This is a genomic window from Nonomuraea sp. NPDC049725 (assembly GCF_040674795.1).
Classification (GTDB): domain Bacteria; phylum Actinomycetota; class Actinomycetes; order Streptosporangiales; family Streptosporangiaceae; genus Nonomuraea; species Nonomuraea ceibae.
On sequence record NZ_JBFANJ010000003.1, the window covers coordinates 257,694 to 282,917 of the forward strand.

22 protein-coding genes are annotated in these 25,224 nt (G+C 74.4%); 11 read left to right on the forward strand and 11 right to left on the reverse strand.

The genetic code is table 11. The features are described 5' to 3' along the window. Entirely contained in the window at positions 1–1,938 is a 1,938-nt protein-coding gene (locus AB0J53_RS09275) for a hypothetical protein (RefSeq protein WP_364170333.1), read from the forward strand. On the opposite strand, the gene AB0J53_RS09280 is transcribed toward AB0J53_RS09275, so the two are convergent. Beyond that, a complete protein-coding gene (locus tag AB0J53_RS09280) occupies positions 1,923–2,360 on the reverse strand; it encodes a MarR family transcriptional regulator (RefSeq protein WP_219514922.1) in 438 nt (145 codons plus the stop codon). The two genes, AB0J53_RS09275 and AB0J53_RS09280, sit on opposite strands and share 16 nt — an antisense overlap. A 58-nt stretch (positions 2,361–2,418) precedes the next feature. Here AB0J53_RS09280 and AB0J53_RS09285 point away from each other — a divergent pair, with 58 nt between their 5' ends. Further along, positions 2,419–2,952, forward strand: a complete 534-nt coding sequence (locus AB0J53_RS09285; protein ID WP_364170336.1) for a hypothetical protein — start codon at positions 2,419–2,421, stop codon at positions 2,950–2,952. On the opposite strand, the gene AB0J53_RS09290 is transcribed toward AB0J53_RS09285, so the two are convergent. Beyond that, positions 2,921–3,814, reverse strand: coding sequence for a 5'-3' exonuclease (locus AB0J53_RS09290; protein WP_219514932.1), 894 nt, complete (start codon positions 3,812–3,814; stop codon positions 2,921–2,923). The genes AB0J53_RS09285 and AB0J53_RS09290 overlap by 32 nt on opposite strands. A gap of 5 nt (positions 3,815–3,819) precedes the next feature. Continuing rightward, on the reverse strand, positions 3,820–4,974 hold the full coding sequence (locus tag AB0J53_RS09295; RefSeq protein ID WP_219514911.1) for a SpoIIE family protein phosphatase: 1,155 nt from the start codon (positions 4,972–4,974) through the stop codon (positions 3,820–3,822). A gap of 157 nt (positions 4,975–5,131) precedes the next feature. On the opposite strand from AB0J53_RS09295, the gene AB0J53_RS09300 reads away from it, so the two are divergent. Next, positions 5,132–6,226, forward strand: a complete 1,095-nt coding sequence (locus tag AB0J53_RS09300) for a Xaa-Pro peptidase family protein (protein WP_364171042.1) — start codon at positions 5,132–5,134, stop codon at positions 6,224–6,226. Here the strand turns inward: AB0J53_RS09300 and AB0J53_RS09305 are convergent. Further along, a complete protein-coding gene (locus tag AB0J53_RS09305; protein WP_364170339.1) occupies positions 6,223–7,125 on the reverse strand; it encodes a TIGR03620 family F420-dependent LLM class oxidoreductase in 903 nt (300 codons plus the stop codon). The two genes, AB0J53_RS09300 and AB0J53_RS09305, sit on opposite strands and share 4 nt — an antisense overlap. Before the next feature lie 94 nt (positions 7,126–7,219). Here AB0J53_RS09305 and AB0J53_RS09310 point away from each other — a divergent pair, with 94 nt between their 5' ends. Then, positions 7,220–7,792 carry a TetR/AcrR family transcriptional regulator gene (locus tag AB0J53_RS09310; RefSeq protein WP_364170342.1) on the forward strand — a complete coding sequence of 191 codons (573 nt, stop codon included), beginning with the start codon at positions 7,220–7,222 and terminating at the stop codon, positions 7,790–7,792. A 42-nt stretch (positions 7,793–7,834) separates the two neighbouring features. Here AB0J53_RS09310 and AB0J53_RS09315 read toward each other — a convergent pair whose 3' ends face one another. The 3 genes from AB0J53_RS09315 to AB0J53_RS09325 form a co-directional block, all read right to left on the reverse strand. After that, the gene (locus tag AB0J53_RS09315; RefSeq protein WP_364170345.1) at positions 7,835–8,272 is read right to left on the reverse strand and encodes a hypothetical protein; all 438 of its coding nucleotides are present in this window, start codon (positions 8,270–8,272) and stop codon (positions 7,835–7,837) included. Positions 8,273–8,308: 36 nt separating this feature from the next. After that, entirely contained in the window at positions 8,309–8,899 is a 591-nt protein-coding gene (locus AB0J53_RS09320; RefSeq protein WP_219514907.1) for a sigma-70 family RNA polymerase sigma factor, read from the reverse strand. Positions 8,900–8,975: 76 nt separating this feature from the next. Beyond that, a complete protein-coding gene (locus tag AB0J53_RS09325; RefSeq protein WP_364170349.1) occupies positions 8,976–10,334 on the reverse strand; it encodes a S8/S53 family peptidase in 1,359 nt (452 codons plus the stop codon). 95 nt (positions 10,335–10,429) lie between these two features. Here AB0J53_RS09325 and AB0J53_RS09330 point away from each other — a divergent pair, with 95 nt between their 5' ends. The 7 genes from AB0J53_RS09330 (at position 10,430) to AB0J53_RS09360 (ending at position 19,445) form a co-directional block, all read left to right on the forward strand. After that, entirely contained in the window at positions 10,430–13,222 is a 2,793-nt protein-coding gene (locus tag AB0J53_RS09330; protein WP_364170352.1) for a CHAT domain-containing protein, read from the forward strand. Between the two features lie 111 nt (positions 13,223–13,333). Next, positions 13,334–14,194: a hypothetical protein gene (locus AB0J53_RS09335; protein ID WP_364170355.1), complete on the forward strand. Its 861-nt coding sequence runs from the start codon at positions 13,334–13,336 to the stop codon at positions 14,192–14,194. Between the two features lie 264 nt (positions 14,195–14,458). Further along, positions 14,459–15,052: an ATP/GTP-binding protein gene (locus AB0J53_RS09340; protein ID WP_219514903.1), complete on the forward strand. Its 594-nt coding sequence runs from the start codon at positions 14,459–14,461 to the stop codon at positions 15,050–15,052. Positions 15,053–15,075: 23 nt separating this feature from the next. Continuing rightward, positions 15,076–15,525: an Lrp/AsnC family transcriptional regulator gene (locus tag AB0J53_RS09345; protein ID WP_219514902.1), complete on the forward strand. Its 450-nt coding sequence runs from the start codon at positions 15,076–15,078 to the stop codon at positions 15,523–15,525. Between the two features lie 63 nt (positions 15,526–15,588). Beyond that, positions 15,589–16,338: an IclR family transcriptional regulator gene (locus tag AB0J53_RS09350; RefSeq protein ID WP_219514900.1), complete on the forward strand. Its 750-nt coding sequence runs from the start codon at positions 15,589–15,591 to the stop codon at positions 16,336–16,338. Between the two features lie 66 nt (positions 16,339–16,404). After that, positions 16,405–17,889 (forward strand): glycerol kinase GlpK, encoded by a 1,485-nt coding sequence (glpK, locus tag AB0J53_RS09355; protein ID WP_364170360.1) that lies wholly within the window; start codon positions 16,405–16,407, stop codon positions 17,887–17,889. After that, complete coding sequence (locus AB0J53_RS09360) at positions 17,886–19,445, forward strand: glycerol-3-phosphate dehydrogenase/oxidase (RefSeq protein ID WP_364170363.1); 1,560 nt, start codon at positions 17,886–17,888, stop codon at positions 19,443–19,445. The genes glpK and AB0J53_RS09360 overlap by 4 nt, the downstream gene beginning before the upstream one ends. On the opposite strand, the gene AB0J53_RS09365 is transcribed toward AB0J53_RS09360, so the two are convergent. The 4 genes from AB0J53_RS09365 to AB0J53_RS09380 are packed head-to-tail and all read right to left on the reverse strand — an operon-like array spanning position 19,446 to position 25,211. Continuing rightward, positions 19,446–20,684: a cation:proton antiporter gene (locus tag AB0J53_RS09365; protein WP_364170365.1), complete on the reverse strand. Its 1,239-nt coding sequence runs from the start codon at positions 20,682–20,684 to the stop codon at positions 19,446–19,448. It abuts the gene before it with no gap. Between the two features lie 28 nt (positions 20,685–20,712). Then, positions 20,713–22,926, reverse strand: coding sequence for a hypothetical protein (locus tag AB0J53_RS09370; protein WP_364170368.1), 2,214 nt, complete (start codon positions 22,924–22,926; stop codon positions 20,713–20,715). Positions 22,927–22,974: 48 nt separating this feature from the next. Further along, complete coding sequence (locus AB0J53_RS09375) at positions 22,975–23,952, reverse strand: BadF/BadG/BcrA/BcrD ATPase family protein (protein ID WP_219514851.1); 978 nt, start codon at positions 23,950–23,952, stop codon at positions 22,975–22,977. After that, a complete protein-coding gene (locus AB0J53_RS09380) occupies positions 23,949–25,211 on the reverse strand; it encodes a 6-phospho-beta-glucosidase (RefSeq protein ID WP_364170372.1) in 1,263 nt (420 codons plus the stop codon). The genes AB0J53_RS09375 and AB0J53_RS09380 overlap by 4 nt, the downstream gene beginning before the upstream one ends. Positions 25,212–25,224: the final 13 nt, after the last annotated feature.

The following is a 25,224-nucleotide window of genomic DNA, read 5'->3' on the forward strand; positions in this document are numbered from 1 at the left end:
GTGCGCATCGTCCTCGTTGCATTCCTTGTCCTGTTATCCCTCGCCACTCCGGCCCAGGCCGAATCGCCACCCACCGGGTGCGGCTTCCAGAGCCTGGGCCGGCTGCCGCTGACCGGCGCGACCACGGCGGGCACCGCGCTCGACGGCGATCGCGTCTACTCGGTGACCTCCAGCGCCTCCGGCCCGGCCATGCTCGGCATCCGCGACGCCGCCGACGGCTCGCTGATCGCCGAACGCCCGCTGCCGCTCGCCCTCGGCTCCTGGGCCGTCACCGTGGCGCCCGACCACTCCGTCTACGTGGGCAGCTACAACGCCACCGCCGGGGCGATGGGCCGCCTGTTCCGCTACGACCCGGTGGCCGACAAGGTGAGCGAGCTGGGCATCGCGGTGCCGGGCGAGACGTTCGTGTGGACGGTCGCGGCCAGCCCCGACGGCTCGGCCGTCTACGGCGGCACCTCGCCCAACGGGCGGCTGTTCCGCTACGACACCGCCACCGGCCGCACCGCCGACCTGGGCAGCCCGGTGCCGGGCGAGCAGTTCGTCCGCGACCTGGCCGTCGGCGCCGACGGCACCGTGTACGCCGGGGTCGGCGCGCAGAGCATGAAGGTCGCCGTGGTCGCGCCGGACGGCGCCGTCCGGCAGGTCATCGAGCCGCCGGTCGAGGGCGCGGGCTACGCCTACGACCTCGACCTCGTCGGCCACCACCTGCTCGTGCGCTTCACCACCTCGACGGGCGCCAACCCGATGGGCGTGTACGACCTGGCCGCCAAGGCGTGGAAGGACGTGGTGCCGGACGTCGACAGCCTGACCGTGGGCGGCGGCAGGCACGGGCACACCGTCCACCTGGTCCAGGACGACGAACTCATCGAATATGACCTTAAAAGCGGGAAAATCACGAAGCTGGGCTTCGGTGACTTCGGCGGCGGGGCCGCCCGGACGCTCGGCTGGATCGGCACCACCCTGGTGGGCACCTCCTCGACCGGCCGCCTCTGGCACTACGACCGCCGCGCCGGCAAGGGCGTCCTGTTCGAGTCCACGCTGACCGGCCAGCCCGTCAGCATCCGCTCGATGGGCGTCGGCCCCGACGGGCGCATCTACGCCGGCGGCTTCTTCACCGGCGGCCTGGCCTCCTACGACCCGGCGACGGGCGAGACCCGCTCGTGGCCGAACGTCGGCCAGAGCGAGGGCATCGTCACCCATCGCGGCAAGCTCTACCTGGGCGTCTACCCCGGCGCGCGCATCTACGAGTTCGACGGCGAGCAGCCGCGGCTGCTGCTCGGGCTGGGGGAGCAGGAGCAGGACCGTCCGTTCGCGATGGTGTCGGCGGGCGACTGGCTGGCGTTCGGCACCGTGCCCAAGGCGGGCGTCCTCGGCGGCGCGCTCGGCCTGCTCGACCCGGCCACCGGGGAGAAGGTGATCGAACGTGACCTGATTCCCGGCCACAGCATCATCGGCCTGGCCTACCGCGACGGCGTCCTGTACGGGACCACGTCGGCCTTCGGCGGCACCAACGTCCCGCAGGGCGAGGCCCAGGCGTTCGCCTACGACGTCGCCGGGCGCTCGCTGAAGTGGCGGACCACGCCCGTCCCCGGCAACCTGGCCCTCGGCTCGCTCGCCTTCGACGGCGCGGGCAGGCTGTGGGGGCTCAGCCCCGACTCGCTGTTCGAGCTCGATCCGGCCACCGGCCGGGCGCTGCGCACGGTCAAGCACCAGACGTACCCGTGGCAGACGGTGTCGCAGGTGTGGCTCGACACCTACGTCGAGGCCGGCCGCGACGGCATGCTGTACGGCAAGGTCCAGGGCAAGGTCTACCGGATCGACCCGGTGACGATGAAGCTCACGCTGATCGTCCGGCCGATCTCGAACCTGGTGAAGGGCGCCGACGGGCACATGTACCTGTCGCGGTTCGAGAGCTTCTCCACCTACAGGCTCTGCTGAAGGGCCTCGGTCCGCTTGCGCAGCACCTCGACGGTGCGCGTGACGTAGTCGGCTATCGTGGCCAGCTCGCGGGCGTCGTACCGGGACATGAAGGCGTTCATGTCCGCGCCGAGGTCGGCGAAGATGCCCGCGAGGTCCGGCCGGTTGCCGGGGTCGGCCTCGACGAGCACGCGGCGGCGGTCGGCGGGGTCGGCGACCCGCCGGGCGTAGCCGGCGCGTTCGAGCCGGCCGACGAGGGCCGTGACGGCGCTGGCGTTCATGCCGAGCTCGCCGGCGAGCGCTCCGGCGGTCAGCCCGCCGGAGCGGGTGATCACGCCCAGCGCCTTGTGGTCGACCGCGCTCAGGCCCAGCTTGCGCGCGACCGCCTCGTGGAAGAGCACGACCGCGGTGCTCAGCTCCCAGCCCATCCTCGCGCCGTCCATCCACGCTCCTTTGTTTCAATGGAGTGAATAATTCAATCTGATGAAGTATTATACCGGCATGGTTCTCCGATCAGGTTTCGAACTCGCCGGTGACGCCGCATCCTGGGGATGGCGCTTCTACCTCCGGCACTTCTGGATCGTCGCCGGGCTGTCGATGGTCCCGGCCGTCCAGCGCTTCGCCGCCATCACCGCCGGCGACGACCTGCCCGCCGCCGTGAACATCGCCGCCGAGGTGCTCACCGCCGCCTGCCGCGTCGTCCTGCTGTACGTGATCGTCCGCCTGGCCGTACGCGCCGAGCCCGCGCTGCGCGGCCTGACCCCCGCCGCGCTGTGGCAGCGCATGGGCGAGGGGATCGACCGCGACCGCTGGGCCTTCGCCACCCAGTTCCTCGTGCTGGGCGCGGCCTTCACCGTGCTCGACGTGCTGCCGACCCTCGCCGTCGACCAGTGGGCCGGCCAGGCGCGCGACCTCGTCACCGCGCTGCTCGTCTCCGTGAAGAACCCCACCGTCATCGCGTTCACCTTCGTCTGGATGACCGGCGTCGCGACACGGCTCATGCTCAGCGGCTCAAGGCGTCCAGCAGCCGGTTGAGCGGGCTGTCGAGCCCGTAGCGGTCGGCCAGGCGCACCAGCGCCTCCGGATCGCGCGGCTTGACCGGCAGCGTCAGGTCCGCGGCCGGCAGCGGCGCGTCGGCGGCGACCTTGACCACGGCCGGGGCGGCGGCCAGGTAGTCGCGGGCGGCGGCCAGCTTGGTGCGGCTGCCCGCCGGGAAGCCCTCGGTGACGCCCGCGTCCAGCGCCTCCAGCAGCGCCTCCAGCGAGCCGAACCGGGTCACCAGCGACGCCGCCGTCTTCTCGCCCACCCCCGCCACGCCCGGCAGGCCGTCGCTGGGGTCGCCGCGCAGCGTGGCGAAGTCGGCGTAGCCGCGGCCCGGGATGCCGTACTTGGCGCTCACCCAGCTCTCGTCCACGAGCTGCAGGTTGCGGATGCCGCGCGCGGTGTAGAGGACGCGCACCGGGCGGGCGTCGTCGACGAGCTGGAACAGGTCGCGGTCACCCGTCACGATGTCGACCGCGCCGGAGGCCCGGTGGGTCAGCGTGCCGATCACGTCGTCGGCCTCGAACCCGGGCGACTCCAGGCGGGCGATGCCGACCGCGTCCAGCACCTCCTCGATCACCGGGATCTGCGGCACCAGCGTGTCGGGCACCTCCTCGGTGTCGCCGTGGGCGACCCGGTGCGCCTTGTACGTGGGGATCGCCGCCACCCGGAAGGCGGGCCGCCAGTCGGCGTCCATCGTGGCCACCAGCTCGGCGGGGGAGTGCTGCCGCACCAGCGTGGCGATCATGTCGATGAGGCCCCGCACCGCGTTGACCGGCATGCCGTCGGGCGCCGTGATCGAGTCCGGAATGCCGAAGTAGGCGCGGAAGTAGAGCGAAGGGGTGTCCAGAAGCATCAGCACTAGCCCAGTATGCCCACAGCCAGCAGGCACGCGTCGTCTTCCGGGTTGGGCCCGCCGATGTCGGCCAGCAGCCGGTCCAGGCCCTCGTCCAGGTCGCAGCCCGGCAGCTTGCACGCCGCCGTCATGACCAGGTCGAGCCCCTCGTCGATGTCGCGGGTGCGCCGCTCCACCAGCCCGTCGGTGAACATCAGCAGCAGGTCGCCCGCCCGCAGCGGGGTGCTGGCCAGGAGATAGGGCCGGTCGCAGGTGGCGCCCAGCAGCACGCCCGCGGGCGGGCACAGCGGCGAGGCCACCCCGTCGCGCACCAGGATCGGCGCCAGGTTGCCCGCCTGCCCCCAGGCGAACACGCGGGTCGCGGTGTCGAGATGGCCGATGATCGCGGTGGCCGTGGTGCCCGACAGCCGGTGCAGCACCAGGTCGTTCAGCCAGGCCAGCACCCGGTTCGGCGGCACGCCCGTCATCGTCAGGCCGATCAGCGCGTGGCGGAGCTGCGCCATGTGCGCGATCGCCGGCAGGCCGTGCCCCGACACGTCGCCGATCGCCAGCAGCGCCCGCCCGTCGGGCAGCGCCGCGGCCTCGAACCAGTCGCCGCCCAGGCTGGCGGTCTTCTCCGCCGGGACGTAACGCACCGCGATCCGGGTGCGCGGCAGGTCCAGGCAGCCGACCGGCTCCGGCAGGATCGCCTCGCGCAGCGCCAGCATCACGTGCCGCTCCTCGGCCGCCTGCACGCGAGCCTCCAGGAGCTGGCGGCGCGACTCCGACATGATCCGCTCGGCCCGGCGGCGGCCGGTGATGTCCTGGATGACGCCGTGCACGCCGGTCGGGCCGCCCGGCGCCATCAGCGGCTCCAGCACCACCCGCAGGTTGCGCACGTCGCCGCCGTCACGCCGGACGCGGAACTCGGCCTGCACCGGCTCCACGCCCCGCACCACCGTCCACAGCAGCTCGTCGAGCGCGGCCAGATCGGCGGGCTCGACGTGCCGGGCCAGCTCGGCCAGCGGCAGCGGCCCGGCCCCCGGGTCACGCCCGAAGATGGCGTAGACCTGGTCGGACCACATGACGGCGCCGGTGCGCAGGTTCCACTCCGCCCAGCCCATGTTGCCCAGCCGCTGGGCGTGCGCCAGCCGGGCGGCGAGCAGCTCGGGGTCGACCATGGTCTCACTCTCAGCCGGCAGGGAACGGGACAATTGGCCCCACACTACGTGTTCGACGGTGAACGTACGGTAGTGATGGCCTGCCGTGTGGTGAGACCTTTTCGCGGATTTTAGGCGGCGGGATCCGGAGTAGATTGAGCCTGTGACGTCCTCAGACCTGTATCCCGTGTCCCGTTTGGCCGCCGTCCAGGAGGCCACCGCCAAGGCCGGCCTCGACGCCCTGCTGCTCACCCCGGGCCCCGACCTTCGCTACGTCAGCGGCTACGACGCCAAGCCGCTCGAGCGCCTGACGTGCCTGGTCGTGCCCGCCGCGGCGGAGCCGTACATGATGGTGCCCCGCCTGGAGCTGCCGGCCGCCGAGGCGTCGCCGGCCTCGCGGCTCGGACTGGACTTCGTGGCCTGGGACGAGACCGACGACCCCTATCGGATCGCCGCCGACCGGCTCGGCCCGGCGAGCCGGGTCGGCCTGGCCGACCGCATGTGGGCGATGGCCTCGCTGCGCTTCCGTGACGTGCTGCCGGATGCCGAGCAGGTGCTGGCCGGCACGGTGCTGCGGGAGCTGCGCATGCGCAAGTCGCCCGCCGAGGTGGCGGCGCTGCGCGAGGCCGGGGCGGCCATCGACGCCGTGCACCGCCGGGTGCCGGAGTTCCTGCGCGCCGGGCGCACCGAGCGCGAGGTGGCCCGCGACATCGCCGAGGCGATCCTCGCCGCCGGGCACGCCACCGTCGACTTCGTCATCGTCGCCTCCGGCCCCAACGGCGCCAGCCCCCACCACGACGTGTCCGACCGCGTCATCCAGGCGGGCGAGCCCGTCGTCGTCGACATCGGCGGCCAGCTCCACAACGGCTACTGCTCCGACTCCACGCGCAACTACTGCGTGGGCGAGCCGCCCGCCGACTACGCCGCCTCCTTCGAGGTGCTGCGCCGCGCCCAGGACGCCGCCTGCGCCGCCGTACGGCCCGGCGTGTCGTGCGAGTCGATCGACGCGGCGGCCCGCGAGGTCATCGCCGAGGCCGGCTACGGCGAGCTGTTCATCCACCGCACCGGCCACGGCATCGGCATCGAGACGCACGAGGAGCCGTACATCGTCGCCGGCAACGACGAGGCGATGGAGCCCGGCTTCGCCTTCTCCGTCGAGCCCGGCATCTACCTGCCCGGCAGCCACGGCGCCCGCATCGAGGACATCCTCGTGTGCACCGAGACCGGCGGCGAGCGGCTCAACGACAGCCCCCGCGACCTGGTGATCGTCTAACCGGCGGTGGTCAGGCGCGGAGCCAGCCGCTCCAGCTGGTCGACGGCCGAGGGCAGGTCGCCGGTCAGCGGGTGGAGCAGCACGTGGTCCGCGCCGGCCGCCAGATGCGCCCGCAGCCGGGCCGCCACCGCCTCGTCCTCGCCCCAGGCCAGCAGGGCGTCGATGAGGCGGTCGCTGCGCCCGCCCGCCAGGTCGGCGTCGCCGTAGCCCAGCCTGCGGTAGTTGGCGGTGTACGGGTTGTCGCCGTCGCCGCCCAGGCTGATCAGGGCCCGGATCCGGCCCCTGGCCCGGGCCGCGTCGGGGTCGAGGACGAGCATCTGGTGCGGGATCAGCAGCCTGTCCGGGCCGAGCGTCCGGCGGGCCGCCTCGGTGTGCTCGACCGGCTGCATGAACGGGTGCGCGCCGTGGGCCCGCTCGCCCGCCAGCCGGTGCGCCCGGGGGCCCAGCGCCGCCAGCACCCGTGGATACCGGGCCCCGGCAAGCTCGTCGTCGCGGGCGGCGGCGCGGTCCATGCCGTCCAAGTAGGCGTGCAGCGTGCTGAGTGGGCGCTCGCCTGTGTGCCCGCCGAGGCCGAGGACGAGCCTGCCCGGGTACGCCTCGGCGAGGGTGGCGGCCCCGCCGTGCGCCGCGACCGGGTCGCGTACGGTGATGTTGGCGACGCCCGCCCCGGCGACCAGCCGCCTGGTCGCGGCCAGCATCACGGCGAGCTGGGCGAAGATCTCGCGCCCGCTGGCCGGGGAGGACGGCGGCGGCTCGCCCGTCCACAGCGACCCGTAGCCGAGCCCCTCGATCCGCGCGAACTGCTCGCGCTGCACGGTCACCGGCGTGCGCGCGAGGGTCATCGGCGCGATCCACACCCCGAACCGGCCGAGCCGATGCCGCACCTGTGTCGTGTCCATCGTCGCTCCAGACTTTCCGGAGACTGTCTCCGGTTATCTCCGGCACTAAGATACGGAAGCGGTCTCCGTTTTGTGAACCCCCGGGAGGGACGACGTGGGCGACACCCGGCGCGCCATGCGGGCCGACGCGCGGCGCAACCGCGACCGGCTGCTCGCCGAGGCGCGCGCCGCCTTCCTCGAACACGGCACCGGCGCCTCCCTCGACGACGTCGCCGCCCGCGCCGGCGTCGGAGCCGGCACCCTCTACCGGCACTTCCCCACCCGGGAGGCGCTGCTGGAGGCGCTGCTGGGCGAACGGTTCGACGCGCTCACCGCCCGCGCCCGCGCCCTCGCGGACCAGGGCTCCGCCCGCGAGGCGCTGCTCGCCTGGACCCTGGAGTTCGTCGAGACCACGACGGCCTACCGCGGGCTCACCGCCATGCTGACGGCCACCCTGCGCGACCCCGCCTCGGCCCTGCACGCCTCCTGCGAGGCCATGCGCGAGGCCGGGACCGCGCTGCTGGTCCGCGCCCAGCGAGCCGGCGACGTGCGCGCCGACGTCACCCCCGCCGAGTTCCTCGCCCTGGTCGCCGGCGTCTCCTGGGCACGCGAGCAACTGACCGGCGGTGAGCCCGGCGCCGACCGGCTCCTCCCGCTGATCTTCGAAGGACTCGGGCCGCCCCGTTGACCGCCCCCTCCGGGAGAGACAGGGGGCCGCGAAGCGCCCCGGTCAGAGGCGGATCCACGAGGTGACCACCGGGCCGCCCGCGCCCGGGGTGACCCGCACCCGCAGCGGGCCCGGCGGCAGCGGCGCGGTGGTGAACCGGCCCAGCTCGTCGGCGCGCAGCCGCAGCTCGGAGTCGCGGCGCTGCACCCCGATGTCGGCGGCCTCGCCCGGCGAGATCCGCCCGACCAGCCGTGCGCCCGACACCTCCAGCTCCACCATCACCTCCCCGGCCCGGAACGTCAGCAGCCGGGGGCTGGCCGGCCCGCGCACCCGGGTGGCCGGCTCCTCGTCCCACGAGTCGAACTCCAGCAGGGCCAGCTCCGCGTCGAGCGTCCGCAGCGTGAACGCCTGCATGGCGTCGTCCAGCAGCTCCGGCGGCACCGGGTCGAGCAGGTGGGCGATGTTGCGCAGCTCGTCTTCCAGATCGAAGCCGTCGTCCATGTCGTTCACCCCGAACTCACCCCGACTCACCCGACATCATTCGAAGTCACGGGAAGTCCCCGTCACCCCGCGGCGCGCGACCAGCACGCCGAGCCGCTTCAGGCAGCGCCCCCGCATGGGGCCGATGCTGCCGACCGCGATGCCCAGCGCCGTCGCCACCTCCTGATAGGTGGGCCGCGGCGAGGCGATGAGCACGCGCAACAGGCGGCGGCAGCGCTCGGACATCTCCTCGAACGCCGCCCACACCTCCCGCGCCCGCTCGGCCTCGGCGTCGGCCTCCTCGGCGTCCAGCAGCAGGCGCTCCGGCGAACGTTCGTCCACGTCGAAGCCCATCAGTCCCACGTCGCTGACGGGGATGACCCTGCCGCTGGTACGGATGACGCGTAACGCCTCGTTCCTGGCGGTGCTGGCGAGCCAGGCGCCTGCCTTGTCCGGATCGCGGATCCGGGTCAGGTGCTCGGCGAAGCGGAACCACGTCGTCTGCGCCACGTCCTGGGCATCGGCGGGGGCCGGCAGGTAGGCGCGGGCGACAGCCCACACCAGCCCGCTGTAGCGGTGGTAGAGCTCCTTCCACGCGCCGGCATCCCCGTCCGCTGCTGCCCTGACGAGGGCTGCGGTGTCGTCCACGGCGGTCCTTCCCTGTCCAGGGGCGGAATGCTCACGATGATATTTCGTGAGCCGCCCGAGGACAGGGTGTCGTACCTCACCGCAGGTAACCCGTCAGATCGGGAACGGCCAGCCGCGTCTCCACGAGCTGCCTGGCCGCCTCCCGGGAGGAAACCCCGGCCTCCGACATGCGCGCCGCGATCAGCCCCGCGATCACCGGGGTGGCGAACGACGTGCCGCTCCACATCGCCAGCCCGCTGAACGTCGCCTTGTCGCCCACCCGCAGCGGCGCCATGCACGTGCAGCCCGTGTACAGGCCCGCCGGGTGGAAACGGCAGGTGGTGCGGTGTGGGTAGCCGTACTCGTACGGGCCGGAGGTGAAGGCGTTGACCATGCGCTCGCCGGGAGCGTAGACCGTGACCCAGCTCCCGTGGTTGCTGAAGCAGGCCCGGCCCCTGCCGTCCTCGCGCAGCGCCCCCACCGACACGACCACGTCGCCGGAGGCGTTGACCGGCTCGCCCGCGTAGGCGGCGGGCCAGAACCGGCCGGTGGCGCCGTCGTTGCCCGCCGCCGCCACCAGCACCGTCTCCGGGTGCCGGGCCAGCTCCGCCATGAAGTCGGCCAGGCCCAGCAGCGCCCCCGCGTGCTCCGTCTGCGTGCCCGCCGACAGGGAGATGATGTCGGGCCAGCCGTGCCTGTCGAGCGCGTCGCGGATGAGCAGGCCCAGCTGGTCCTCCATGATCGCGCCGCCGTACGGGAAGGCGTTGTGGACGCGCACGTCGGCGGCCGGCGCGGTGCAGCGGACGATGCCGGCGATGAACGTGCCGTGCCCCACGTACGGCTTGATCAGGCCGTCGGCGTCGAGCTCGTCGCCGGGCGAGGTGACGTCGCCGTGGACCTTCGGGATGCCCGGTACGCCGTCGCTGGCGGCCAGCCACTGGTGGTCCAGGTAGTCGTGCACCAGGCCGGTGTCGATGACGGCCACCCGCACGCCCGCGCCCCGGTCGTCACCCGCCCTGGCGGGCCGCAGCGGCTCGTCGCACGGCACCGGCTCGTCGCCCGGACACAGGTTGACCCCCGCCACGGTGACGAAGTGGACCGGCGTCGAGCGCACCCGCCGGACGGAGAGCCGGTCGGCCACCAGCCGCGCGTCGCGGTCGCCCACGTACAGCCTGCGCACCGACACCCGCCCGGCGTCGCGCTCCGGCGGCCAGGTGACCTGAAGGTCGGCGTCGCCAGGCACCAGCTCCTGCACCAGGTCGGCGGTGCGGTCGAGCTCGGCCGCGGGCACCAGGACGTGGTCCGCCAGCCGCGCGAACGACGGCTGGACGGCCGAGCCCGGCGCCGCCCCGTCAGGACCGGCCACCGCCCGCAGGCCGTCCGGCAGCGCCTCGTTGAGCATGTCGAGCTGCGCCCAGAAGCGGGAGTCGTCACGGCCGGGGCCGGGTGTGCTCATCGTCTGCCCTCCAGAGCGAAGAACGGGTCCTGTGCCTTTATGAGCGGCGAGCGCCGCCGTTGATACACCCGCGGAGCCGGTTCTACCATCGATGGGTGCCCCGAGCCGGTGTTCCCGACGATCCGCACGACGTGCTCGACATGGTGTTCGCGCGCCCGCAGGAGGCGCTCAAGGCCGCCAGGGCGATGCTCGAAACCGGACGAGGCCCCTACGACCACTCGATCGCCCGGCAGGCGATCGGCATCCTGCGCCGCGACTTCGGCGACCTGGAGGCGGCCATCGGCGAGCTGCGCCAGGCGGTGCGCCTGGCCCGGCGGGCCGGATCGCCCGACCGCGAGGCCGACGTGCTGGCCACGCTCGGGGTCGCGCTCGTCCAGCACGGCCGCACCCGGGCCGGGCTGGCCACCCTCGACCAGGCCGCCGCGCTGTCCGGCGGCACCACGCGGGCGCGGGTGCTCTTCAGGCGGGCGGGCGCCCGGTGGATCCTCGGCTGGCACCGGGAGGCGCTCGACGACCTGAGGTCCGCCGCGCCCGCGCTGCGCCGGGCGGGCGACACCGTGTGGGCCGCCCGCGCGCTCACCTTACGCGGGCACGCCCAGCTCGCCCTCGGCTCCGTCCAGGCCGCCGACGCCGACTTCCGCACCGCGCAGGGCATGTTCGCCACCACCCGGCAGGAGCACGACTCCGTCGTCGCCGTGCAGAACCGCGGCGTCGCCGCCTTCGTCGCCGGCGACCTGCCCACCGCCCTCGACCTGCTGGAGGAGGCCGACCAGGGCTTCCGCAAGCTCGGCACGCCGATGCTCGACCTGGTCGCCGACCGGTGCGCCGTGCTGCTGGCCGCCGGGCTGTCCCGCGAAGCGCTGGAACAGGCCGACGGCGGGCTGCGGCTGCTCGACCGGCTGCGCGGCCAGGCCACCCGGCGGGCCGAGCTGCTGCTGCTCGCCGCCCGGGCCGCGCTGCTGGCCGCCGACCCCGGCACCGCCGGCCGGCGCGCCGCCGAGGCCCGCGCGCTGTTCGCCGGGCAGCGCCGCGACTGGTGGGCCGAGCACGCGCGGCTCATCCTCGTCCAGGCCGAGCTGGCGCGCGGCCCGGCCACGCCCCGCCTGCTCGCCGACGCCCGCCGCCTCGCCGGGCGGCTGACCCGGCTCGGCTCGCCCGAGGTGTGGCAGGCGCACCTGCTCGCCGGGCGCACCGCGCTCGCCCTCGGCCAGGCCGCCGCCGCCGAACGCCACCTGTCGGCCGCCGCCCGCGTCCGGCACCGCGGCCCCGCCACCTCACGCGCCGGCGGCTGGCTGGCCGAGGCGCTGCGCGCCGACGCCGCCGGGCAGCCGCGCCGCCTCCTGCACGCCTGCCGGTCCGGGCTCGCGCTCATCGAGGAGCACCGGCTCACCTTCGGCTCCTCCGAGCTGCGCGCGCTCGTCACCGCGCAGGGCGTCGAGCTCGCCCGGCTCGCGCTGCGCCACCTGCACGCCGCCGGGCGCACCCGCGAACTGCTCGCCTGGACCGAACGCTGGCGCGCCACCGCGCTCGCCGTGCCGCCCGTCCGCCCGCCCGACGACCCCGAGCTGCAGGCCCAGCTCGCCGCGCTGCGCCGGCTCGACCAGCTCCTCGGCCGCGCCCGCTCCGACGGCGCCGCCTCCGCCGCCACGCTCGAACGCGACCGCGCCCGCCTGGAGTCCCGGGTGCGCGCCACCACCCTGCGCGTCCGCGGCACCGGAGCGGGCGAGGCGCGCGGGCCCGGCTGCGGCCAGATCCTCGACGCCCTCGGCCCCGGCGGCCGCCTCGCCGAGCTCGTCGTCATCGACGGCACCCTGCACGCGCTGCTGTGCGCGGGCGGGCGGGTGCGCACCTACGAGATCGGGCCCGCCGCCGCCGCGGTCGCCGAGATGGAGTACGCGCGCTCCCGGCTGCGCCGGCTCGCCTACGACCGCGACCCGCCGCGCGACGAGCTCGCCGCGCTGGGCGGGCGGCTGGAGGAGGCGCTGCTCGGGCCCGTCGCCCGGCTGCTCGGCGACGGGCCGTGCGTCGTGGTGCCGCCCAGCGTCCTGCACGCCACCCCGTGGGGGCTGCTGCCGTCGCTGCGGCGCACCGCCTTCAGCGTCGCGCCGTCGGCCGCCGCCTGGCTGCGCGCCCGCGCCGCCGCACCCCCTTCCGGCGGCGTCGTCCTCGTACGCGGCCCCGAGGTCCCCAACGCCCCCGCCGAGCTCCACGCCATCGCCAACCTGTACGGCCACCCCGGAGAACCGGCACCCGCCGGGCCCCCCACGGGCGGCGGCCTCCCCGAGGGAATCGCGGCCCCGGCGGGCGGCGGGCTTCCCGACGGGACGACTCCGTACTCGGGGGGCCTCGCGCCCGGCGGGCGGTTCCCCGGCGCGGCGGGCCGTCCGGGACCGGCCACGGACGGAGCCGGGCAGGACGGAGCCGGGGGAGGCGCGCCCGAAGGGACCGTGCGGGTGCTGGGCGGGGGCGGGGCGACGGCGGGGGCCGTGCTGGAGGCCATCGACGGGTGCGCGCTCGCGCACGTGGCCGCGCACGGCACGTTCCGGGCCGACAGCCCGCTGTTCTCCTCGCTCTACCTGGACGACGGCCCGCTGACCGTCTACGACCTGGAGCGGCTGCGGCGCGCCCCGTACCGGCTGGTGCTGTCGAGCTGCGACTCCGGCCAGATGGCCCCCGTCGGCGCCGACGAGCTGATCGGCCCCGCCACGGCGCTGCTGCACCTGGGCACCGCCGGCATCGTGGCCAGCGTCGTCCCGGTCAACGACGAGACGGCCGTGCCCGTCATGGTCAGGCTGCACGCGGGCCTGCGCCGGGGACTGTCGCTGGCCGAGGCGCTGCGTGACGCGCGGGGCGACGACGTCTCCTTCATCGCCATCGGAGCGGGCTGATCGGGCACGCCGCCATGCCTTGATCGGATACCAGTGATCATGTGACAATCCATCACAGAGGGTATTGGGGGGCACACCCATGATCCGACACGCCGATCGAGCGGCTTGAGGATGCCTGACGGGGACGAGGCGTTCGAGCTGGGCCGGACCTGCGCACTGGCCGCCGCGTGCGGCCGGGACCTGCGGCGGTGCGCCCAGATGTACGCGGGCCTGTTCCCCGCGGCGGCCTTCGACGCCGAGTTCTACACCACGCTGTCGCTGTCGGGCGCCTTCAGCGCGCCCTGGGCCACCGCCGACCGGCTGAAGATCGTCAACCGCACCGCCCTGTGGGTGCCGGCGCTGGACCGGCTGGTCGACCGCATCGCCACGAGCCGTGACCAGGTGGCCCGGCTGGCCCGCGACTGCCTGGCGGTCGCCGACGGCGCGGCCCCGCGCGCGGCGGTCACCCGGTTCCTGGCCGACCTGCGTGACGAGCTGGCCACGGTGGCGGAGTTCGGCGAGCTGCGGCAGGTGTGGCGCGACCAGCTCGCCCGCACGCTGGCGGCGATGGAGCGGGCCTGGGTGTGGCGTGACACCGGCGCCCGCGTGACGTTCCCGCACTACCTGGACAACGCCGACAGCCGCGGCACCTGCTTCGTCGACCTGTCGCACTGGATCTACGCCGGCGACACGTGGGCCAGGGCGCACCTGGAGGAGCTGCGCGAGGCCAGCGGGTGCGTGCAGCGTTACCTGCACCTGCTCGGCGACCTGGCCTCCTACCGGCGCGACGTGAGCTGGGGCGGCCTGAACGTGCTCATGCTCGGCGTCACCTCCGGCGAGGTGACGGACGCGATGGCGGACCTGGCGGGCGAGGCGGGCGAGCTGATCGAGCGGCTGCGGGGGAGCAGCCCGCACGCGGCCGACTACTTATGGCGACAAATGGGCTTCAGTGCGGGTTTTCACAATATTTCGGGCTATGCCAGACACGACTAACTGTCAGGTCAGATATCATGACAACCCGCTTTACTGCCCCACATTCCCCATGCCCCCAAAAGCCGCAATAAGCGACAAACGATGACATATTGATTTCTGGGGTCCTATGCGGCTTGAGTGGAATTTGTGGCATTGCTAGGGTGTCTCGATGCCAGGCAAGTGGATCAACCTTTCCCGACGCCTTGACAGGGGTCGCTGACCACGGCGCCGCAGGAGGGAATGCGGCCGTGTCGCGACCGCAGAGGGACGTACAGGCGGTGCTGGATGGATTTCGGTCGCTTTGATCACTGGCGGCTGCCGACCCCGATCAAGATCCTGATCGCGGGAGGCTTCGGCGCGGGCAAGACCACGATGGTGGGCGCCGTGTCGGAGACCCGCACGCTGCGCACCGAGGAGGCGCTCACCCACGTCGGCGTGCACGTCGACGACCTGTACGGCGTCGAGTTCAAGCCGACCACCACCGTGGCGATGGACTTCGGCCGCATCACGATCCGCGGCGACTACATGCTCTACCTGTTCGGCACGCCCGGCCAGGAGCGCTTCTTCTTCGTCTGGGACGACCTGGCCATGGGCGCGCTCGGCGCGGTCGTACTCGCCGACACCCGCCGCCTGGCCGACTGCTTCCCGGCCATCGACTACTTCGAAAAGCGCCGCCAGCCGTTCGTCGTGGCGCTCAACTGCTTCGACGGGGCGCGCCCGTTCACCGTCGGCGAGGTGCGCCAGGCGCTCGGCCTGGAGCCGGGCGTGCCGATCGTGCGCTGCGACGCCCGCCGGCGCGACTCCAGCCGGGACGTGCTCGTCACGCTCGTCGAGCACGCGATGCGCATGGGCGCCTCGCCGGTCGGGACGCTGTCGTGACCATGACCGGATATTTTTGACCGATGGAGGAGATCGATCGCAGGATCGTCACGCTGCTGGCCGGCGACGGCCGGATGAGCTTCACCGACCTCGCCAGGGAGACCGGCCTGTCGGTGTCGGCCGTGCACCAGCGGGTGCGCCGCCTGGAGAAGCGCGGCGTGCTGCGCGGCTACGCCGCGATCGTCGACTACGACGCCGTCGGGCTGCCGATGACCGCGTTCGTGTCGATCAAGCCGATCGACCCGGCCGCGCCCGACGACGCGCCGGAGCGTCTGGCCCACCTGACCGCGATCGAGGCGTGCCACAGCGTCGCGGGTGACGAGAGCTACATCCTCAAGGTGCGCGTCGCCTCCCCGGTCGCGCTGGAGGAGCTGCTCCAGCAGATCCGCGCCGCCGCCAACGTCTCCACCCGCACCACGGTCGTCCTGAGCACCCCGTACGAGCACCGCGCCCCCGAGGCGCCCGCCGGATAGCCGGCCCGAAGAGTTTGACGCCCCCACTGTTCGGCAATGCCGAACGCGATGTAGGGTGTGGGCGTGGGAGACACCATCCAGTCCGTCGAGCGCGCCGCAGGCATCCTGCGCCTGCTGGCCTCCGGTCCGCGTGAGCTGGGGGTGGCCGAGCTCGCCCGCGCGATGGAGCTGCCCAAGGGCACCCTGCACGGCATCCTGCGCACGCTCGTGCACGTCGGGTTCGTCGAGCAGGACGCCACCACCGGCCGCTACCGGCTCGGCGGCACCCTGCTGCACCTCGGCAGCAGCTACCTCGACGTCAACGAGCTGCGCACCCGCTCGCTCAACTGGGCCGACGCGCTCGCCGGGCGCAGCCGCGAGAGCGTGTGGATCGGCACCCTGCACGAGGGCGGGGTCCTGGTCGTGCACCACGTGTTCCGGCCCGACGACAGCATGCAGGTCCTGCAGGTCGGCACCCTGCTGCCCGCGCACGCGACCGCCCTGGGCAAGGTCCTGCTCGCCTACGACCCGTACGGGGAGAGCGCGGGGGAGCCGCTGACCGCGCACACGCCCGCCACCCTGGTCACCGCCGACGCGCTGGCCAAGGAGCTGGAGCTGGTGCGCGGCCGGGGCTGGGCCGCCGACCTGGAGGAGCTGGTCGAGGGGGAGGTGTCGATCGCCGCCCCGATCCGCGACCGCCGCGCCGTCACCGTGGGCGCGATCGGCGTGCGCGGAGCCGTCGAGCGGCTGGCCGAGGACGGCGAGCCGCGCCGTGACCTGGTGTCCTACGTGCGCGACGCCGCACGGGCCATCACCCGGGACCTGAGCCGATGACCGGTTGACACCACCCGTCGGGCCCAGACTAGGATCTCAAGCCAGGCGTTCGGCAATGCCGAACATGTGAGAAGTGAGGAAGCCGTGGAGTACGTCGCCGCCATCGACCAGGGCACCACGTCCAGCCGGTGCATGGTGTTCGACGAGGGCGGCCGGATCGTGTCCGTGGCCCAGCGCGAGCACCGGCAGATCTTCCCCAGGCCCGGCTGGGTCGAGCACGACGCCGCCGAGATCTGGGACGCCGTGCAGGGCGTGGTCGCCGACGCGGTCACCGGCAGCGGCATCGACCCGGGCAGCCTCGTGGCCCTCGGCATCACCAACCAGCGCGAGACCACGATCCTGTGGGACCGCCGCACCGGCGAGCCGGTGGCCAACGCCATCGTCTGGCAGGACACCCGCACCGACGCCCTGGTCACCGCGCTCGCCCCGCACGAGCAGCTGTTCCGGGAGCGGGCCGGGCTGCCTCTGGCCACCTACTTCGCCGGCCCGAAGATCCGCTGGCTGCTCGACGAGACCCCCGGCCTGCGCGAGCGGGCCGAGCGCGGCGACGTGCTGTTCGGCACCGTCGACAGCTGGCTCATCTGGAAGCTCACCGGCCGGCACGTCACCGACGTCACCAACGCCAGCCGCACCATGCTGATGAACCTGCGCACGCTCGCCTGGGACCCCGAGCTGCTCGACGCGCTCGGCGTGCCCGCCGCGATGCTGCCGGAGATCCGGCCCAGCGCCGAGGTCTACGGCCGCACCGGCGACGGGGTCCCGGTCGCCGCCGCGCTCGGCGACCAGCAGGCCGCGCTGTTCGGCCAGACCTGCTTCTCCCCCGGGGAGACCAAGAGCACCTACGGCTCGGGCAGCTTCCTGCTGATGAACACCGGCGCCGAGCCCGTCACCTCCAAGCACGGCCTGCTCACCACCGTCGGCTACCAGATCGGCGACGCCCCGGCCACCTACGCGCTCGAAGGCTCGATCGCCGTCACCGGCTCCCTGGTGCAGTGGCTGCGCGACAACCTCGGCCTCATCTCCAGCGCCGCCGAGATCGAGACCCTGGCCCGCACCGTCGACGACAACGGCGGCTGCTACTTCGTGCCCGCCTTCTCCGGCCTGTTCGCGCCCCACTGGCGGGCCGACGCCCGCGGGATCATCGCCGGGCTGACCGGGTTCGTCACCAAGGGCCACATCGCCCGTGCCGTCCTGGAGGCCACCGCCTGGCAGACGCGCGAGGTCGTCGACGCGATGAACGCCGACGCCGGCCTCGCCCTCACCGCCCTGCGCGCCGACGGCGGCATGACCGCCAACAACCTGCTCATGCAGATCCTGGCCGACGTCCTCGGCGTGCCCGTCGTACGCCCGATGGTGGCCGAGACCACCTGCCTGGGCGCGGCGTACGCGGCAGGGCTGGCCACCGGCTACTGGCCCGGCACCGACGCGCTGCGCGCCAACTGGCACAAGGCCGCCGAATGGCGGCCGGAGATCGACCCCGACGTCAGGGACGCCGAGCACAGCAACTGGCGCAAGGCCATCGAACGCAGCCTCGACTGGAGCACCACATGACCGCCATCCGCACCACGTCCGGCGAACGGGCCGAGACCCGCGAGGAGCTGAGCAGCCGCCCCTACGACCTGCTGGTCATCGGCGGCGGCATCCTCGGCACCGCCGTCACCTGGATGGCCGCCCAGGCGGGGCTGCGCGTCGCCATGGTCGACGCGGGCGACTTCGCCGGAGCGACCTCCAGCGCCTCCTCCAAGCTCGTCCACGGCGGCCTGCGCTACCTGCAGACCGGCAACGTCAAGCTCGTCGCGGAGAACCACCGCGAGCGCCGCGCCCTGGCCGGTGAGATCGCCCCGCACCTGGTCAAGCCGCTGTCGTTCGTGGTGCCCGTCTACCGGGGCGGCCCGCACGGCGCGGCCAAGCTCGGCGCGGGCGTGTTCCTCTACTCGGCGCTGTCGGTGTTCGGCGACGGCCTCGGCCGCGTCATCACGCCGCAGCAGGCGCTGGCCCGGGTGCCCGCGCTCAAGCCCGCCGGGCTGCGCGCCGCCGCCGTCTACGGCGATCACCAGATGAACGACAGCCGGGTCGCCGTCATGACCGTCCGCGCCGCCGTCGACGCGGGCGCCGTCGTGCTCAACCACGCCGAGGTCGTCGGGCTGCGCAAGTCCGGCGGCACCGTCGTCGGCGCCGACCTGCGCGACCGGCTCGACGGCGCCGAGTTCGGCGTCTCGGCCAGGCTCGTCCTCAACGCCACCGGCCCGTGGGTCGACCACCTGCGCCGCATGGAGGACCCGGACGCCGCGCCCAGCATCCGCCTGTCCAAGGGCGCCCACCTGGTGCTGCGCCGCCACGAGCCGTGGAAGGCCGCGCTGACGATCCCCATCGACAAGTACCGGGTGTCGTTCGCCATCCCGTGGGAGGACCACCTGCTGCTCGGCACCACCGACGAGGCGTACGACGGCGACCCGGCCGACGTGCGCGCCACCGACGCCGACGTGGCCCAGATCCTCGACGAGGCCGGGCACGCGGTCGAGGACGCGCAGGTGCGCCGCGAGGACATCACCTACGCCTTCGCCGGGCTGCGGGTGCTGCCCGGCGGTCCCGGCCGGGTGGCCGCCGCCAAGCGGGAGACGCTGCTCAGCCGGGGCAGGGGCGGCATGCTGTCGGTCGCCGGCGGCAAGTGGACCACCTACCGCCACATCGGCAGGGTCGTGCTCGACACGCTCGCCCGGCTGCCCGGCAGGCCGCTCGGCGACGACCTGGCCGCCATCCTGCCCACGGTGCCGCTGCCCGGCCTGGCCAGCCCCGACGCGGTCGCGATGCGGCTGTGGTCGGAGCACGACCCGGCCGCCCGCATGGACCCGCTCGTCGCCCGCCACCTGGCCTCCCACTACGGGACGCTGGCCTTCGACGTGGCCAGGCTCATCCGGGAGGACCCGGCGCTCGGCGAGCGCATGCACCCGGACGGGCCCGACATCTGGGCCCAGGCGGTCTACGCCCGCGACCACGAGTGGGCGGTCACCGTCGACGACGTCCTGCGCCGCCGCACCACGCTCACCGTGCGCGGCCTCGACACCGACGACGTGCGCGCCCGCGTCGCCGCCCTGCTCGGCCCGTGATCACCGGCGGGCGCGCAGGGCGTCCAGGCGCCGCATGACGGGGGTGGCGGTGACGCCGTGCAGCACGACGGAGGCCAGCACGGTGAACCCCGTCACCGCCCACAGCTCGTCCGCCGGCACGCCGAAGTCCGCCTGCCCCAGCGCGAACGCCAGGTAGAACAGCGACCCGACGCCCCGGATGCCGAAGAAGGAGATCACCAGGCGCTCCCGGGGCCCGGCCGCCCCGCCAGCCTGGGAGAGCCAGCCCGCCAGCGGCCGGATCACCAGCAGCAGCAGCGCGCCCACGGCGACGCCCCGCCAGGTGAGCGCCGCCAGGCCGCCGGTCGCGACGAACCCGCCCAGCAGGAGCAGCAGCCAGGCGGTGAACAGCCGCTCGATCTGCTCCACGAACCCGTGCAGGACCGAGTTGTAGCCGTGGCCGCGCTCGGCGTTCCTGATCGCGCACGCGGTGACGAACACCGCCACGAAGCCGTAGCCGTGAGCCAGCTCGGTCAGGCCGTAGGACAGGAAGGTGGCGGCCAGGGCGACGAACCCGTCGTGCCGTTCGGCCAGGCGCAGCCGCTTCTCCCGGGTGTGGAAGAACAGGCGGCCGAGCAGCCGCCCGATCAGCAGGCCGCACACCACGCCCGCGGCCGTCCGGTAGAGCACGTCCACCAGGGCCCACTCGCCAGCCCAGCCCGCACCGCCCACGACGGCCAGCGCGACGGCCGCGTACACGATGGGGAAGGCCAGCCCGTCGTTGAGCCCCGCCTCGGAGGTGAGCGCGAACCTGACCTCGTCGTCGGCGTTCTCCACGTCGACCGGCTCGCCCACGTGCACGTCGGAGGCCAGGACCGGGTCGGTCGGCGCGAGCACCGCGCCGAGCAGCAGCGCCGCCGCGAGCGGCCACTCCAGCAGGACGAGCGCGGCGGCGGCCACCCCGGCGACGGTCACGGGCATCGCCCAGCCGAGCAGCCGCCACGTGCTGCCCCACGACCGCCACCCGGCCTTCCGGTTGAGCGCCAGGCCGGCCCCCATGAGCGAGACGACCACGCAGATCTCGGTGATGTGCTCCAGGGCCAGCCGGTGCGCGACCGGGTCGGGCTCGGGCAGGCCGAGCGGCAGCAGGAACAGCAGCACGCCCCCGGCCAGGTAGGCCAGCGGCAGCGAGAACGCCCGGTTGGCGAGGAGCTCCGGGAGGAGGGCGGCCAGCAGCGCCGCGGCGCCGCCCAGGGCGAACAGGAGATCAGGAGGAGACACACCCGGACCCTGCCCGGGAGATCGCGTGTCAGCCCTGGGCGCCTCGTTCGGTGAGCCTGGCCATGGCCTGGTCGTAGGGCGGGTCGAACCAGTAGTCGGAGTGCCAGCGCAGCTCGGCGAGGGGTTCGCCCGGCTCGGGCTGCGGCGGGTCCCAGCAGAACACGTCCACCGGGCCCGGCTGCGCGGCCCGGGGGCCGAACGGGTCGGCCGGGGCGAAGACGGGCCCGCCGATCGGGTCGCTCAGCCGGTACAGGTTGACCCACGGCACCGCCTCACGCACCGCGGGCAGGCTCGGCCCGCCGAAGTAGGCGGGGAAGAAGGCCGCGTACAGCCTGCGCAGCGGCGAGCCGTGGGTGAGCAGCCGCACCCGCCCGCGCGCGCCGGGCCCGAGCTGCAGCACCAGGGCGGCGGCGATGACGCTGCCCTGGCTGTGGCCCGACAGCACCACCCGGTCGCGCTCGTCCCGCGACAGCACGCCGACGCGGGCGACCAGCTCGGGCAGCACCCGCTCGGTGTAGCAGGGCGGCGCGAGCGGGTGGATGGCGCGCGGCCAGAAGGTCGCCACGTCCCACAGGATGCCGATCGTGCGGCGCAGCGCCGGGTCGCTGTAGGTGCGCCGGCCCAGCAGCACCAGCCCCACGAGGGTGGCGGTGATGGCCCAGCTGCCCATCGTGGCGAACAGCCCGGCGGTGCCGCCGACGGGGTGGACCAGCCCGAGCTGGTAGATCACCGTCACCGTGGCGAACCCGGCCAGCATCACGCCGACGAGCAGTCCCAGCACGAGCCCGGCCCGGTCGGTGAGCGAGGCGAGCGCCCACTTGCCGGCCACGTCGTCGCCGTCGTCGCCGTAGTAGGGCGTGAGCTTCGGCGTCAGCTCCTCCGCGACCGTGCCGCGGATCCGCCACAGCACGGCGGCCACGCAGATCACGCCCAGCACCAGGACCGGCACGAGCGCGGCCGTCCACCACACGGCGTCGCCCAGGAACAGCCTGCGGCCGACCGGCTGCGCCCTGGCGGGCGACTCCGGCACGCCGAAGAACGAGGCGGTCCAGAACATGACGCCGAGCGCGAGCGCGTTCGCGCTGCCGGCCGCCACCATGAGCGTGAACCAGCTCGCCATCCCGCGCATCGCCGGCCGCTTTCCAGGCGCCGACAGCCGCGCCAGCACCCACGTCGCCACCAGCAGGAACACCACCAGCGCCACCAGCAGCACGAACCGCACCCCGGCCACGCCCGGCAGCTGGAGCGGAGGCGTCCCGCCGAGCGGCAGCCCGGCCATCGCCGCGGCCAGCGTGACCGCCAGCACCGCGGGCGCGGCCACCTCCAGCACCCGGCAGGCCGCCGTGAGCGGCCGGCCGCCCGGGTCGTCGCCGCCGGGGTCCACCCGCCGCGCCAGCCCCGGCAGCAGCACCAGCACCGCCGCGACGACCTGCACGGCCCCGTTCGCCACCGTCAGCGCCAGCCCGGCCGCCGCCCCCGCGAACGGCGCCGCCACGGCCAGCCCGATCGCGCCGAGCGCGTACGCCACGTGCACCGCGCGCAGCCGCCACACCGGCACGTCGCCGTGCCACAGCCGCCGCCGCGCCAGCGGCAGCGCCGCCTCCTGCGGGCCGTCGGGCGGCATCCCCGTACGCTCGTCGCGGTTCCACGTCCGCCGGGCGATCAGCCACAGCAGCGCCACCACGGCCAGCGGCACCAGCGCGGTGACCGCCAGCCGCCGCGACGGCTCCGCCCCCCACAGCTCGCCCATCCAGCGCACCCACACGGGCGCGGTGTCGTACGTGCACGCGCGGCCCGCGGCGGTGCACTGCCAGCCCACCAGGTCGACGCTCGACCCGATCACCGCGTGCACGAGCGTGCCGGTCAGCAGCAGCGCGAACAGCCGCTGCGCCGCCTCGACCACGTGGCGCAGCCGCCGCCCGCGCGCCGGCCTGGGCAGCATGAAGTAGGCCAGGTTCGCCAGCGAGAACGGCAGCAGCAGCAGCCACAGCGCGATCGTCCGGCCGCCGGAGGTCAGCCCGCCCCACGCGTACGCCTCGCGGTGGCGCACGCCGGGCACGTCGGCCTGCTCGCCGGCGGGCGGCCCGGCGGGCCACCAGCGGCGGTAGAAGCCGGTCGTCGAGTCACCCGACACCAGCCGCGGATGCGGGTGGTTGAGCATCTGGTCCGGCGGCGTGCCGGACACGCCGTGCACGCGCAGCTCGGTCAGGCCGCGGCTGGTGGTGTCGAGGAACCCGTCCATACACGCATGGTCGCCGCGCGGGCGGGGCCGCGCCATAGGCCGGAACCATCACGTGTCCATATGGTTACTCTCCGTCAGAAGCCGGGACTTGGCGGCCTCGGCGGCGCCCAGGCGTTCGAGCCCGCACAGGGCCGCGCCGACGATCGAGCGGACGCGGGACACCACCGGCTCGGCCTTCGGCGCCCTGGCGGCCAGCCCGGCGGTGACCAGGTCCATGAGCAGCGGGTGACCGGCGGTCAGCAGGCCGCCGCCCAGGACGACCTCGGCGGGCGTCTCCAGCAGGTCCAGGCGGCGCAGGCACACCTCGGCCAGCACCACCACCTCGTCGGCCTGCCGCCCGACGAGCGCCGCCGCCACCGTGTCGCCCGCGCCCGCCGCGGCGAGCACGCCCGGCGCCAGCTCGTGCAGCCGCCCCAGCCCCACCTCGCCGAAGTGCACGGCCAGCACCAGCTCCTGCACGGTGGCGACGCCGAAGTGCTCCTTGACCGTGTCCGCCAGCGCGGTCGCCGGGCCCCGGCCGTCCTCGGCGCGCACCGCGTGCCACAGCGCCTCCTCGCCGACGCCCTGGCCGCCGCCCCAGTCGCCGCTGATGCGCCCCAGCGCCGGGAACCTGGCCACCTCGCCGCCGGGGGAGACCCCGGCCGCGTTGATGCCCGCCCCGCACACCACCGCGACGCCCCACGGCTGCGACGCGCCCGCCCGCAGCAGCGCGAACACGTCGTTGCGCACCACGATGTCCGGCCCGAAGCCGCGCGCGGCGAACTCGGCCGCCAGCGCCTCCTCCTCCACCGGCAGGTCGGCCCCGGCCAGGTAGGCGGCCACGTGATCGAACCCGCCCGCCGGCGCCCAGCCCGCGTCGCGCACGGCCTCCTCGACGACGTCCACGGCGGCCCGGACGCCCGCGCTCTGCGGCGCGAACGCGCCCGCGCGGCCGGTCGCCAGGATCTCACCGTCCTCGGCCACCACGGCCACGTCGGTCTTGCTGTTGCCGCCGTCGACGGCCAGCAGCACCCTGCGGCGCGTCATCGGCCCGCCGCCCACGCCAGGTGCGCCCGGTTGGCGTCGAGCAGCAGCCCGGTCAGCTCCTCGGCGATCGCGTCCTGGCCGATCAGCGGGTGGGCGAGCAGCGCGTCACGCACCCGGTCCGCGCCGCCGTGCAGCGCCGCGTCCAGGGCCAGCTGCTCGTACGCGGACACGTGCGCGACCAGTCCCGCGTACAGCGGCTCCAGCCGCTCGACGGGCAGCGGTTCCGCGCCCGAGGCGGTGATCCTGGCCGGGACCTCGATCACGGCGTCCGGGCCGAGGAAGGGCAGGGTGTCGCCGTTGCGCACGTTGACGACCTGGGTGTCGCCCCGGTCGCCGAGCAGGGAGGCGATCAGCGCGACCGCCGCCTCGGAGTAGAACGCGCCGCCGCGCTTGCCGAGCAGCTCCGGCTTGGTGTTCACCGCCGGGTCGGCGTACAGCTTGAGCAGTTCCTCCTCCATCGCCGCGACCTCGGCCGCCCGCGACGGCTTGGCCCGCTGCTCCTCCACGACCAGGTCGTGGGCGTAGAAGTAACGCAGGTAGTACGACGGCACCGCGCCGAGCCGGTGCAGCAGCTCGGGCCGCAGCCCCACGTCGGCGGCGATCTCGTCGCCGTGCTCGGCCAGCAGTTCCGGCAGCACGTCCACGCCGTCCACGAGGACCGAGCGCTCCCACGTCAGGTGGTTGAGCCCGACGTGCCCGAGCTCGACCCGCTCGGGCTCGACGCCCAGGTGCTTGGCGAACCGCCGCTGGAAGCCGATCGCCACGTTGCACAGCCCGATCGCCCGGTGACCCGCGTCCAGCAGCGCCCGCGTCACGATGCCCACCGGGTTGGTGAAGTCGACGATCCACGCGTCCGGCGCATGAGCCCTGACCTGCTCGGCGATCTCCAGCACCACCGGCACCGTCCGCAGCGCCTTGGCCAGGCCGCCCGCGCCGGTGGTCTCCTGGCCGACGCAGCCGCACCGCAACGGCAGCGTCTCGTCGACGTTCCGCGCGGCCTGGCCGCCCACCCGGAGCTGGAACAGCACCGCGTCGGCCCCGGCGACGCCCTCGGCCACGCCGGCGGTCGCGACCACCCGGGCCGGGTGCCCGGCGTGCGCCAGCATCCGGCGCGCCATGCCCGCCACCAGCCCGAGCCTGGAGGCGTCCGGGTCCACCAGCGCGATCTCGGTCAGCGGCAGCTCGTCGCGCAGCCGCGCGAAGCCGTCGATCAGCTCGGGCGTGTACGTGGAGCCGCCCCCGACAACAGCGAGTCTCAAACCTCGGTCCCTT

What these genes read in the sequence shown, in the direction of transcription:
- AB0J53_RS09360 (WP_364170363.1), top strand. Translation starts at nt 17,886, where the DNA reads ATGACCGCCATCCGCACCACGTCCGGCGAACGGGCCGAGACCCGCGAG.
- AB0J53_RS09315 (WP_364170345.1), bottom strand. Translation starts at nt 8,272, where the DNA reads ATGGACGACGGCTTCGATCTGGAAGACGAGCTGCGCAACATCGCCCAC.
- AB0J53_RS09345 (WP_219514902.1), top strand. Translation starts at nt 15,076, where the DNA reads ATGGAGGAGATCGATCGCAGGATCGTCACGCTGCTGGCCGGCGACGGC.
- AB0J53_RS09285 (WP_364170336.1), top strand. Translation starts at nt 2,419, where the DNA reads ATGGTTCTCCGATCAGGTTTCGAACTCGCCGGTGACGCCGCATCCTGG.
- AB0J53_RS09335 (WP_364170355.1), top strand. Translation starts at nt 13,334, where the DNA reads ATGCCTGACGGGGACGAGGCGTTCGAGCTGGGCCGGACCTGCGCACTG.
- AB0J53_RS09295 (WP_219514911.1), bottom strand. Translation starts at nt 4,974, where the DNA reads ATGGTCGACCCCGAGCTGCTCGCCGCCCGGCTGGCGCACGCCCAGCGG.
- AB0J53_RS09290 (WP_219514932.1), bottom strand. Translation starts at nt 3,814, where the DNA reads ATGCTTCTGGACACCCCTTCGCTCTACTTCCGCGCCTACTTCGGCATT.
- AB0J53_RS09280 (WP_219514922.1), bottom strand. Translation starts at nt 2,360, where the DNA reads ATGGACGGCGCGAGGATGGGCTGGGAGCTGAGCACCGCGGTCGTGCTC.
- AB0J53_RS09325 (WP_364170349.1), bottom strand. Translation starts at nt 10,334, where the DNA reads ATGAGCACACCCGGCCCCGGCCGTGACGACTCCCGCTTCTGGGCGCAG.
- AB0J53_RS09370 (WP_364170368.1), bottom strand. Translation starts at nt 22,926, where the DNA reads ATGGACGGGTTCCTCGACACCACCAGCCGCGGCCTGACCGAGCTGCGC.
- AB0J53_RS09340 (WP_219514903.1), top strand. Translation starts at nt 14,459, where the DNA reads ATGGATTTCGGTCGCTTTGATCACTGGCGGCTGCCGACCCCGATCAAG.
- AB0J53_RS09375 (WP_219514851.1), bottom strand. Translation starts at nt 23,952, where the DNA reads ATGACGCGCCGCAGGGTGCTGCTGGCCGTCGACGGCGGCAACAGCAAG.
- AB0J53_RS09305 (WP_364170339.1), bottom strand. Translation starts at nt 7,125, where the DNA reads ATGGACACGACACAGGTGCGGCATCGGCTCGGCCGGTTCGGGGTGTGG.